We start from the raw sequence: 424 nt of genomic DNA, 5'->3' as shown, positions 1-424 counted from the left end.
CCGCTGTTAAGATGCTGGGCACTTTAAACTAAATTTGAATATATATAGGTGAACGCATGCGTCGTTGGAATGGTTGGGGAGATGAAGCAAACAAAATGGATTTGCCACCTACGGGTGAGCAATTTCTTAGTGATCTAGTGGGTGCTTCCAGCCCTTTAGCGGATGCACAGCTGAGTGAAGTTTTGGCTCAAGTTCCAGAAAGTCGTTTACCTGAGCATATATTGATTGATAAAGACCCGGAACAGCGTCTTCGTCATTCTCGCGGTCAAAGTCTGCCTGACTGGCTTGCCATGAGAAGTGGCCGCTTTGAATTCTTCCCCGACGGCGTTGCTTTTCCAGAAACTAAAGATCAGGTCGCTGAGTTGGTCGAGTTTTGTTATGAACATGACATTATCCTGATTCCCTATGGTGGTGGAACCAGCGT

Annotated in this window: 1 pseudogene; it reads left to right on the top strand. The window is 46.5% G+C overall.

The features are described from left to right. Nucleotides 1-56: 56 nt before the first annotated feature. Nucleotides 57-424 (top strand): annotated as a pseudogene (locus tag A3761_RS25015) (FAD-binding protein); the annotation flags it as partial.

It is taken from the genome of Oleiphilus sp. HI0123, from assembly GCF_001635315.1.
The sequence above is the reverse complement of the archived record's forward strand: the minus strand, read 5'-3'. Positions and strand labels throughout refer to the sequence as shown.